The organism is Bradyrhizobium sp., assembly GCF_052389815.1.
Taxonomy (GTDB): domain Bacteria; phylum Pseudomonadota; class Alphaproteobacteria; order Rhizobiales; family Xanthobacteraceae; genus Bradyrhizobium.
The window spans coordinates 42,088-52,260 of sequence record NZ_JBQTHN010000086.1 but is presented as its reverse complement, the minus strand read 5'-3'; the positions used below and the strand labels follow the sequence as shown (position 1 = coordinate 52,260).

The following is a 10,173-nucleotide window of genomic DNA, read 5'->3' as shown; positions in this document are numbered from 1 at the left end:
TCGTCAGATCCTCGAACGCGTGGGAACCTGCCCGCCCGCGGCGAGCCAGTCACGATAGGTGCGGAATTTGAGGCCAAGCCTGTCGTAGTAGACGCGCAAATAGCCGTCGCTGCCGCTCGTCACCGCATCCGGCCGCACCGCCTGCACCTCCTGCGCCATCACACCGACATAGCGCCTGGTGCTGCCGAGATAGCTGAAGCGGTAATAACCGAGGCCGTTGTTGAGATGGCCGAGCAGGACGACATCGTGCTTCAGCGCGATGTCGGAGCGCCGGCCTCCTCCGCCGCCACGACCGCCGCCTCCTGCGAATCCACCGCCGCCACGGCCGCCCATGCTCATCTGGCCGCGCGCCGACGCCATGCTGGCGGCGCGCCCGCCGCCCGATATGCCGCCCAAGGCGCTGTCACGCCCGCCGCCGTGACCGCCACCGGCAGCAGGCCCGCGGGCGCGATCGGCAGCAGCCGCACGGTTGCCGCTGCCACCCTTGGCACGATCGCCGCCCTTGGCGCGATCGCCACCCTTGGCGCGATCACCACCCTTGGAACGATCAACCGCAGCGGCACGATCGCCGCCCTTGGAGCGGTCGGCGGGGCCTGCACGGTCGCCCGCGCGATCTCCTGACCTGTCCCCTGCACGGTCGCCTGGCTTCAACACCTGCTGACCGTCGCGGCCGCGATAGTTCATGCGGTCGCTGACGCCCGCCTTGTTCCCGGCGCCGCCGCCAAAACGGCTGGCCACATTCTGGTTGGGGTATTTGACGCCCTGGCGGTGCACCGGATTGTGCTGCCAGTTGATGTTGTTGGTCCTGTGATTGACGTAGACGTTGCGGTTGCCCCAGTTGCAGCCGCCGCCCCAGTAATTGCCCCAGCGTCCGATCGCCCAGCCCGCGCCGAAGGCAAGGCCGGTTGCGATCACGCCAGCGCCGATATAGGACGGGTAACCCCAGTAATAGGGCGGATACTCCGCGTAAGGCCAGGTGCCGTAGACCGTCGCGGGATCGTAATAGGGCACATACAACGTGTCGGGGTTGGCCTGCTGAATTACGATGACGTCGCGGTTGTCCTGCTTCTGGACGCTGACCTTCTGCTGCTTGTTGGTGACGAGCTTGTTGTTCTTCTGCGCCTTCTCGCGCAAACGCTGGATTGCGTCCATGACGTCGGGCTGCTGGGCCAGCACGACGTCGCCGAGATCCTTGGTCCAGTCGATCTTGTCGCTCATCATCGCGAGAACGTCCGGCGTGGAGGCGAGCGCCTTGACGCTGTCGTCCCATTGCTGCTTGTCCACCGCAGCCTTCAGCGCATCCCCCTTCAGACTCTTGTTGCCCTTGACCCAGCGGTCGGCCTGCACGATTTCCAGCGGATAGGTGGAAGCCGCCAGCACGTTGGCGAGCAACTCGTCCGGATAAAGCGCGATCGGAGCGACCATCGCCTCGAGTTGTTCGGGCTTCAGTGGCTCGACCTGCGACTGGGCCGGCTGCTGGCCTGCAGGCACCGGGGCGGCTGGGGTCTGCGCCGTGCTCGCCGCGGGCGCCGCCATCAGAAGCCCAAGTGCAAGCAGAATCGTCACGCAACGAACCATCGTCGCCTCCCTACAGATTATCTGCTCAGCTTCACGCGCTCGAGAACTGAAGGGTTGACACAGATCAACGGAATGCGGGTCCGAACGGGCCGCTCGGGAGTGCGTCGAGCGGCTGCCGTCGGATTGGCAGCCCTCCTTGATCCTATCCCAGTCAGGGCAAGACCAAAAATCGAAAAAATCCTGCAAAATCATTGGCTGATTATTGAGGCGGCCCGCTCGGAGGGCGCTCGCATTTGTTGCGATTTCAGAGGGTTGGCGGAATCTCTCAAAGCACAAGGTGCATTTCGGATCCAAGTGCGTCTTTCAGAAGGTGCCGACACGGCTTCACCCCGAAACATCCGTTCAAAGCCATCGCCATATCGACATTGCCGCGAACGACCGCGATGCAGCTGCGGCCGGGCATGAGCTTGCTACACCCTTCCACCAGTCGCCTTGAAGATGGGGCAGCAAAGCGCTATGTTAGACAAAATCCAGTTTTGTCTAACATACGGGCGAAATTCCATGGCAAAGGCATCAGCGAGCAAGCCCACTCTGCTCCGGCCGAAACGGAGGAGAGCTGCATCCAAGGGCAACTCGGTGCTGATAAAGACGCTTAAGCGTGAGCTTGCGACCAGCGGGCCTGTCGTGAGCAAGGCACGATTTGAAGCGGTCATGCTGGCGGCCGAACAGTCTGGCCTCTTGAGCGAAAAAGGCAGCCGCATCGGTGGCCGGGTAAGTCGGGCCTTGGTCCGGCAGGCCAAGCGCCAGACGGGCATTGAGACGGATACGGACTTGATCGAGTTTGCGTTGGCGACGGTCGCACTCGAGGACAATTTCGCAGAGGCATTCAAGGAGTCTCGGGGCAAGGTCAACCCGACATTGAAGCTCGGTTTCTAAGGTGGCGGAATTCGACTTTGACGCGGCGCGACGTTGGGCGCGGTTCGATCCGGGAAGCACGCTGGCACGGCGCAGCGACGATGAACTTCCATTCGTCAGCGCCAGCCTGATCGCCGGACAGGGATTACTGCTCGATTCCTGCGTCTATATCGATCAAATGCAAGATCGCTCGCCTCAGGTCCTGGACGAGCTGATCGCGCAGCGACAAGTCAACCATTCGACTGTCGCAATCCGGGAGTTGATGCACACGGTCGGCGCGATGAATCCATCCGACGCGCGAACCGCCTCTGTCGTCGATGTGATCGGGAAGCAGATCAAAGCGATGCCGCCACATCGGATCTTTGCGCCGGACGTGGAGGTGCTGGGACGAGCCGCGCTGCTATCGGGGATCCTCAGCCGCCTCCAGGGATATGAAAAGGACGGCAAGTTGCGCGCGCTTTGGGATTGCGTGCTCTTCCTGCAGGCGCAAAAGCTCGGCCTCGTTGTCCTGACTGCAAATGTCGGCGACTATGACATTCTTCTCCAGCTCGTACCCACCGGACGCGTGCTGTTGTATCGTTCGAAATGATCCCATTGTCGTGAAATCGTAGCCGGCAATCGCGCGCAACCCGGCGAACGAACGCTAATAGTCCTGCCAGCCTCGAAGCGGGGCTAGCATAAAAAAATCGCTTAATAATCAGATGTTTAGTTTTGAGCTGGTGCGCTCGGAGGGACTCGAACCCCCACGATTTTACTCACTGCCACCTCAAGGCAGCGCGTCTACCAGTTCCGCCACGAGCGCTTGGGAGACCGGCTCCGCCTCGCGGCCCGCCGGATCAACGGCGCCGATGTAACAAATCGAGATTGGGGGTACAAGGGCTGCGACGGCCTTGATTCAGTGGAGATTTGGCCCGGGAACGGCTTACCTGGTGGCGGGCGAGCGTGGCAGCATCTGCTTGACTTCCACCGCGATCCGGTTGCGGTCGACCAGCACCACGCCGGAGGCGATCGGCATGTTGTTGGCGAGGATCTTCACCTCGTCGGCCTCGGTGGCATCGAGCTCGATGATGGCGCCGCGGGACAGCCGCATCACCTGGTGAATGGGCATCGTGCTGGTGCCCAGCACCACGATCAGATCGACCGTGACTTTATCGAGAGTTGACACTGCTGAGCCGCCGACCCGTGACTTAAGTTGCGCGGAATTCCGCCCCTCGAGAACCTGACCACGTTATGGTTAGCCAATGGTTAATGACCGCCAAGACCTTGATTTGACGACGTTCGCCGCTCCCCTCGGGGCGCCCGCGGTGGAGTGGCGGATCTCCGATTCCCCGGTGCCCTACCCCGAGGCCGTGGCGGCCATGGAAGCGCGCGCCGCCGATATCGCGTCCGGCAAGGCCGGCGAGCTGGTCTGGCTGCTGGAGCATCCCCCGCTCTACACCTCCGGAACCAGCGGCAGGGACGAGGACCTGCTCGACCCCCGTTTCCCCCTGTTCACGACCGGCCGCGGCGGGCAGCTCACCTATCACGGCCCGGGCCAGCGGGTGGCCTATGTGATGCTGGACCTGAAACGCCGCCGCCCCGACGTGCGCGCCTATGTGGCGGGGCTCGAGGAATGGATCATCCGCACCCTCGCCCGCTTCAACGTGCGCGGCGAGCGGCGCGAGGACCGCGTCGGCGTCTGGGTGAAGCGTCCCGACAAGGGCGACGGCTGCGAGGACAAGATCGCCGCGATCGGCGTGCGCCTGCGCCGCTGGGTCTCCTTCCACGGCATCGCCATCAACGTCGAGCCGGACCTGTCGCACTTCGCCGCCATCGTGCCATGCGGCGTCGCCGACGTCAGGTACGGCGTCACCTCGCTGGTCGATCTCGGCCATCCCCTGACGATGGCCGACGTCGACGTCGCGCTTAGGCAGGCGTTTGCGGAGGTGTTTGGGCCGGTGGGGTTGCCGCTGCCGGAAGCGACGGCGGGGTGACGGCTCACGCAGCACGGCCCGATAACCGTACCCGAACGCCAATCCCGGAATATTCCGGCGCGCCCGGAACCAAATTCCCCCGCCGCGCGTTCAGGCAGGTTGGTCGGGGCTCGCATGGCCGGTAAAGAAAAACGAAGACAGCGCGATCTCTTTGAAAGCGAGCGCAACTTCCGTCTTCTCGTCGAGGGCGTGGCCGACTATGCGCTCTACATGCTCGACCCTGCCGGCACGATCACGAGCTGGAACGTCGGCGGACAGCGCATCAAGGGCTATGCGCCCGAGGACATCGTCGGCCAGCACTTCTCCCGCTTCTACACCGAGGCCGACCGCGCCAGCGGCAAGCCGCAGCGCGCATTGCAGATCGCGCGCGAACAGGGCCGCTTTGAAGAGGACGGCTGGCGGGTGCGCAAGGACGGCACCTTCTTCTGGGCCAGCGTCGTCATCGATCCCATTTATGAGGACGGCGAGCTGGTCGGTTTCGCCAAGATCACCCGCGACATCACCGAGCGTCGCGAGGCGCAGCTCAAGCTCGAGCAGATGCAAAGGCAGCTGGCGCAAGCGCAGAAACTCGACGCGCTGGGCCAGTTGACCGGCGGCGTCGCGCATGACTTCAACAACCTGCTGATGATCGTCAGCGGCAGCCTGCATACCCTGCGCAAGGGCGTCGGCGACGACGCCAGGATGCAGCGCGCGCTGTCGGCGATCGAAACCGCCACCAGGCGCGGCGCGGCACTGACCAGCCAGCTGCTCACCTTTGCGCGGCGCCAAAGCGTCAACCCGCAATCGGTCGATATTGCCGAACGCATCAATGCCGTGCGCGAGGTGCTCGACACCGGTGTCGGCAGCGCGGTCACGCTGCAGTTCGACATCCCGAGCACCGGCCTGCAGGCCGCCATCGACATCGCCGAGTTCGAGACCGCGCTGGTCAACCTCGTGATCAACGCGCGCGACGCCATGCCGGGCGGAGGCACCGTCACCGTCTCCGCGCGCGCCCGCGCCGGCAACGCCGAAACCGGCGGACGCGACTACGTGGCGGTGTCGGTGAAGGACACCGGCGTCGGCATCCCGCCCGACGTGCTCGACAGGATCTTCGATCCCTTCTTCACCACGAAGCCGATCGGCAAGGGCACCGGGCTCGGCCTCTCGCAGGTGCACGGCTTCGCCCACCAGGCCGGCGGCACCGTGAAGGTCGCGAGCGAGATCGGCAAGGGCACCGAGGTGACGATGCTGCTGCCACGCGAAGCCGTCGCTCCGCGCAGCGATGCGGTCGCGAAGATCGAAGATGGCAGCAGCGGCACGGTCCTGCTGGTCGAGGACAATCCGGACGTGGCTTCCGCGAGCATCGGCCTGCTCGAACAGCTCGGCTATACCGTGTGGCGGGTACCGGATGCGGAAGCGGCGCTGCGCGCGGTCGAGCACGAGGGCATCGACATCGTGTTCTCCGATATCGTGATGCCCGGAACGATGGACGGCCTGGCGCTGGCCCATCGCCTGCGCCAGATCCGCCCCAATCTGCCGATCCTGCTCGCAACCGGCTACAGCGACGCCGCCGTCAACCTGCAGAACGAGTTCCCGATCCTGCGCAAGCCCTACGAAATCCATCAGCTCAGCCAGGCCATCGCGCGCCTGCAGCGGTGAACGGAAATGGCCGCGACCGACAAGGCGTTCACGGGATCGATCGCTCAAGTCTATGAGCGGCTGCTGGTGCCGCTGATCTTCGCGCCTTATGCCGACGACCTCGCTGCGCGGATTGCGCAAGTCCGCCCGCACCGCATCCTCGAGACGGCGGCCGGTACCGGCGTCGTGACACGCGCGCTGGCGGCACGACTGCCCGCCGGCGTCTCCATCACCGCCAGCGATCTCAATGAGCCCATGCTGGCGCAGGCGAAGGCCACCCTGCCCGATCCGCGCGTCGAATGGCGGCAAGCCGATGCCCTTGCGCTGCCGTTCGACGACGCCAGCTTCGACGTCGTGGTCTGCCAGTTCGGCGTGATGTTCTTTCCGGACCGGATCAAGGGTTACGCGGAAGCGCACCGCGTCCTTGCGCCCGGCGGCCGGCTTTTCTTCAACGTATGGGACCGCATCGAGGACAACGAGTTCGCCGACGTCGTCACCCGGGCGCTGGCGCAGGTTTTCCCCAACGATGCGCCGCGCTTCCTGGCGCGCACGCCGCACGGCTATCACGACCGGGACACGATCCGCGGCGACTTGCAGCAGGCCGGCTTCGGCGCCATCACCATCGATGCTGTCGAGCATGTCAGCCGCGCGCCCTCGCCGCGCGAACCGGCGATCGCCTATTGCCAGGGCACGCCGCTGCGGAGCGAGATCGAGGCACGCGGCGCGCCGGGGCTGGAAGCCGCCACCGACAGTGCCGAACGGACGCTGGCGCAGCGCTTCGGCGGCGGAGCCATCGAGGGACGCATCCGCGCGCTGGTCGTCTCGGCACGCGCCGCGCGGTGACGACGCAGCTTGCGTCAGTACTTCGCGACGACACTCGGCAGCGGGTTGAAGTGATAGTTTACGCCGAACTTCACAAGGTGCAGATCCTGGCCGACCTTGTTGATCGGCGCTACGAGGGTCACGCCTGCTCCAAACAGCCCGCCAGCGGCGGTTCCGGTCATGGTCACCGCCTGCCCGAACATCCTGACATAGTCGTACTCCGCCTTGACCGACCAGTTCGGCGCGAAGGCGTACTCGGCGCCGGCACCCGCCACGACACCACTGTGGATCGCCTTGCCGGAAAGCGACGCCGCAGTCGTCGGCCCAGTTGTCGAAAGGTCGAGGGTGTGCGCTTCCTGCGCGATGGCGACGCCGCCCTTGCCGTACAGCAGCAAATTGCTGCCGGCGACGAAGCCGGCGCGCGCGGTGGCAAGTGCCAGCCAGTCGATCCTGCTGTTGAGGATGCTGGTCTGGGTAGCCACGCCAGGGCCGGGACCCGTTGCGCTTAGGCTGCCCTTGATGCCGGTGCCGAGAATTTCGCCCTCGACGCCGAACACGAAGCTGCCGGCTTGCGCATTGGCGCCGATGGTGCCGCCGGCGAGCCAGCCATCGGTCCGGAAATCCGGATTGGGCGCCCCGAAGCCGTCGCCCCACTGCGTGCTGCCCCAGCCATAGCCGCCCTGGACGCCGATATAGCCGCCGGTCCAGTCGTTGCCCGGTACCGGGCGAACGGCCGGATAGGATGGATCGACGGCAACGCCGCCCCAGCGGTAGTTGACGCCGACCTTGGCGACATGAATCGACTGATCGATGCTCTGGTCGAACGCGAGTGGACCTGCAAGGGCAGCGGCCGTGCTGGTCCCCCGGAGCGAGACGGACCGGTCGCCGAAAAGATGCAAGTTGTATTCGCCGAACAGCGACCAGTTTCCGCCCAGCGCATACTCGCTGCCGAAACCGAGCATGGGCGCGTAGCGCACTTCATTGCCGCTCGCGACGGTAAAGGATCCGGGCACACCGGTCACGAGCATGGAAAACGAGTGCTTCTCGTGCGCGGCGCTCAGACCTGCTTTGGCAAACACGAACCAGCGGTCGGCGGCGAGGCCCGCGCGGCCGGCGACCGTCGCGATGCCGTCGATCCCCGAGGCATGATCGATCGCGACACTGCTGGCGAGCGCCGGGCCGCCGATCTCGAGATGCGATTTTCCGTTGATGTCAGTCCAGGATCCCGCCAGCTCCCCGCCGAACACGAGGCTGCCAAGCTGCTTGTTGATTCCGATCTGGCCGCCCGCGAGCGCGCCGCGCGCAACGAAGTCCGCCTGGGTGCCAGTCGGCGACCAGTCCTTCATGCCGCCGCCGTAGCCGGCATGCGCACCGATATAGACGCCGCTCCAGTCGAAGGTGGCGGCGACGACCGGCTTTGCCTTGACCAGCAAATCGGCCGCCATCGCTGCCCCCACCGGCAGCGCTGCGCCAAGCGCCGTTGCGGCCAGCCAGGCCCGAGCCTTGATGATGTTCATTTGCTGCATTCCCGTGGTGCGATCGGTTCGCGCATCACTCTAGCGGTCATCCGCCCAAGAAGCTGTCGCCATCGCGCAACAATAATCGGAAAAATAGCACTATTAACGAATGTACTTCGGTACCGGACGGTCCGTGCACCGGTCCATCCAGGACAATGCCGTCGAGCCTGCGCAAGCGCTCGCGACATGATCGACGCGATATTTCACGGAAAGGACACGCCCCTCGTGGCCGCAGCGCAATGCGCCCGGCGCGGGCAAGCGCGGGACCTGGCGAAGTCCGGAGGATTGCTGTCGCGCGAAGCCGTCAGTACTTCGCGACCACCGCGGACGGGGCGCCGAACTTGTAGCTCACGCCGAAGCGCACGATGTCCTGCTTGACCTGGCGCGACCAGGACAGCCCGCAGGGCCCCGCGGGCGAGCACTGCGTGGCCGGGTTGAGCAGCAGCGTGCTGGTCACGGTCCCGAAATCGGCGTGCAGATATTCGCCCCGCGCCAGCCAGTTGTCCGACAGCATCCATTCGACGCCGCCGCCGGCGACCCAGCCGGTGACGGACGACGAGAAATTGCCGACCGTGAAGTTCGCCGTGCCGTCGTTGGCGCAGCCGAACAGGCGGCAGTCCAGCGCGAGAATGCTGTCGACCTTGGTGAAGGCCGCACCGCCCGTTCCGTACAGCATCCAGCGGTCGAAGGTGACGCCGAGACGGCCGCGCACCGTCGCCATCGAACGCGTCTCGCTGTTGACAAAACCGTAGCCAAAACCGTTGTCGAAGCAGGGAACGCTGCGGCGGTCGGTCTCGCGGCAGAATGCATAGCGCGGCTTCATCCACTGCCCGTCGGCTTCGACGCCCACGACGAAGTTCTTCGCCACCTGCCAGTTGTAGCCGGCGTGCACGGCCGCGAGGAACGAGGTGCCGTTGCCGAGCTGGTTCTGCCTGAGATTGGCGAACAGCGGGTCGGGATCGGGCTGGAAGAAGTTGGACTCGCCGTTGCCGCCCTGCACGACGCCGCCGAGATCGCCGCCGATGTAGAAGCCGGTCCAGCTCGCGACGGCCGCAATCGCGGGCGCCTTGGTGTACATCCTGGCGGGCGGCGGCGGCGCGCCGAAGGCGTAGTTGACGCCGGCGCGGACCATGTCGGCGCGGAAGCTGACGGTCTCCGGCGCGCCCGGGATGATCTCGAACACCGGCGCGGCACCGAGATCGACATGGAGATATTCGAGCTTCACCGACCATTGCGGCGCGAGCTTCGCCTCGATGCCGGCGCCGGCCGCCCAGCCCGGGCGGGAGGCGCTGCCCTCCGCGCCGATCAGCGCGTCGTAACCCCTGAGATGGCCGACCGCCGCGCCGCCCGTCAGATATGGCAGCACCCAGCCGTTGGCGCCCATGGCGTAGCCGACCCTGCCGCGCAGCGTGCCGAACCCGTCGAGCTGCGTGCTGCAAGGATGCGCGAACAGCGCCGGCAAGCCGCAAGCAGCCGAGCTGCCGCGGATGTTGGCGAAGGCGTAGTCACCCTCGATGCCGAACAGCAGCGGCCCCGACTGCCAGTTGTAGCCAAGCGTCAGGCCGGCAAGACCGCCATTGACGTCGTAGTGGCCGTCCCCGACGATTTCGACATTGGGAAGCACCACGCCATTGTCGGTCTGGCTGGATTGGCCGGTGCCGTAGCCGGCATTGAAGCCGCCGTAGGCTCCATTCCATGATTGCGCAGCCGCAGGGGCGACTGCGGCAGCCGCCGCGAGCGCAGCGACTCCAAGAAGGGTCAGCCTGTGTCGAATCATCCCTGCCCCGCGAATCAACAGGGCAAGCGTAAGG

The 10,173-nt window shown here is 65.6% G+C and carries 9 protein-coding genes and 1 tRNA gene; 5 read left to right on the top strand and 5 right to left on the bottom strand.

The window, feature by feature from the left end:
* Positions 1-3: 3 nt before the first annotated feature.
* Positions 4-1,578 (bottom strand): DUF3300 domain-containing protein, encoded by a 1,575-nt coding sequence (locus tag ACT4OC_RS15600; RefSeq protein ID WP_444839901.1) that lies wholly within the window; start codon positions 1,576-1,578, stop codon positions 4-6.
* 501 nt (positions 1,579-2,079) lie between these two features.
* On the opposite strand from ACT4OC_RS15600, the gene ACT4OC_RS15595 reads away from it, so the two are divergent.
* Both ACT4OC_RS15595 and ACT4OC_RS15590 read left to right on the top strand, forming a co-directional pair.
* Positions 2,080-2,454 carry a hypothetical protein gene (locus ACT4OC_RS15595; RefSeq protein ID WP_444839900.1) on the top strand — a complete coding sequence of 125 codons (375 nt, stop codon included), beginning with the start codon at positions 2,080-2,082 and terminating at the stop codon, positions 2,452-2,454.
* Between the two features lies 1 nt (position 2,455).
* Positions 2,456-3,022, top strand: a complete 567-nt coding sequence (locus ACT4OC_RS15590) for a DNA-binding protein (protein ID WP_444839899.1) — start codon at positions 2,456-2,458, stop codon at positions 3,020-3,022.
* A gap of 128 nt (positions 3,023-3,150) precedes the next feature.
* Here the strand turns inward: ACT4OC_RS15590 and ACT4OC_RS15585 are convergent.
* Positions 3,151-3,235, bottom strand: a tRNA-Leu gene (locus ACT4OC_RS15585).
* A gap of 120 nt (positions 3,236-3,355) precedes the next feature.
* Complete coding sequence (locus ACT4OC_RS15580) at positions 3,356-3,598, bottom strand: FliM/FliN family flagellar motor switch protein (protein WP_444839898.1); 243 nt, start codon at positions 3,596-3,598, stop codon at positions 3,356-3,358.
* 76 nt (positions 3,599-3,674) lie between these two features.
* Between ACT4OC_RS15580 and lipB the strand changes: the two genes are divergently transcribed.
* The 3 genes from lipB to ACT4OC_RS15565 all read left to right on the top strand — a co-directional run bounded on the left by lipB (position 3,675) and on the right by ACT4OC_RS15565 (position 6,866).
* Entirely contained in the window at positions 3,675-4,406 is a 732-nt protein-coding gene (gene lipB / locus ACT4OC_RS15575; protein WP_444839897.1) for a lipoyl(octanoyl) transferase LipB, read from the top strand.
* Positions 4,407-4,520: 114 nt separating this feature from the next.
* Positions 4,521-6,044, top strand: coding sequence for an ATP-binding protein (locus ACT4OC_RS15570; RefSeq protein ID WP_444839896.1), 1,524 nt, complete (start codon positions 4,521-4,523; stop codon positions 6,042-6,044).
* 6 nt (positions 6,045-6,050) lie between these two features.
* The gene (locus ACT4OC_RS15565; protein ID WP_444839895.1) at positions 6,051-6,866 is read left to right on the top strand and encodes a class I SAM-dependent methyltransferase; all 816 of its coding nucleotides are present in this window, start codon (positions 6,051-6,053) and stop codon (positions 6,864-6,866) included.
* A 14-nt stretch (positions 6,867-6,880) separates the two neighbouring features.
* Here ACT4OC_RS15565 and ACT4OC_RS15560 read toward each other — a convergent pair whose 3' ends face one another.
* Positions 6,881-8,362, bottom strand: a complete 1,482-nt coding sequence (locus tag ACT4OC_RS15560) for an outer membrane protein (protein ID WP_444839894.1) — start codon at positions 8,360-8,362, stop codon at positions 6,881-6,883.
* A 304-nt stretch (positions 8,363-8,666) separates the two neighbouring features.
* Positions 8,667-10,139, bottom strand: coding sequence for an outer membrane protein (locus ACT4OC_RS15555; RefSeq protein ID WP_444839893.1), 1,473 nt, complete (start codon positions 10,137-10,139; stop codon positions 8,667-8,669).
* Positions 10,140-10,173: the final 34 nt, after the last annotated feature.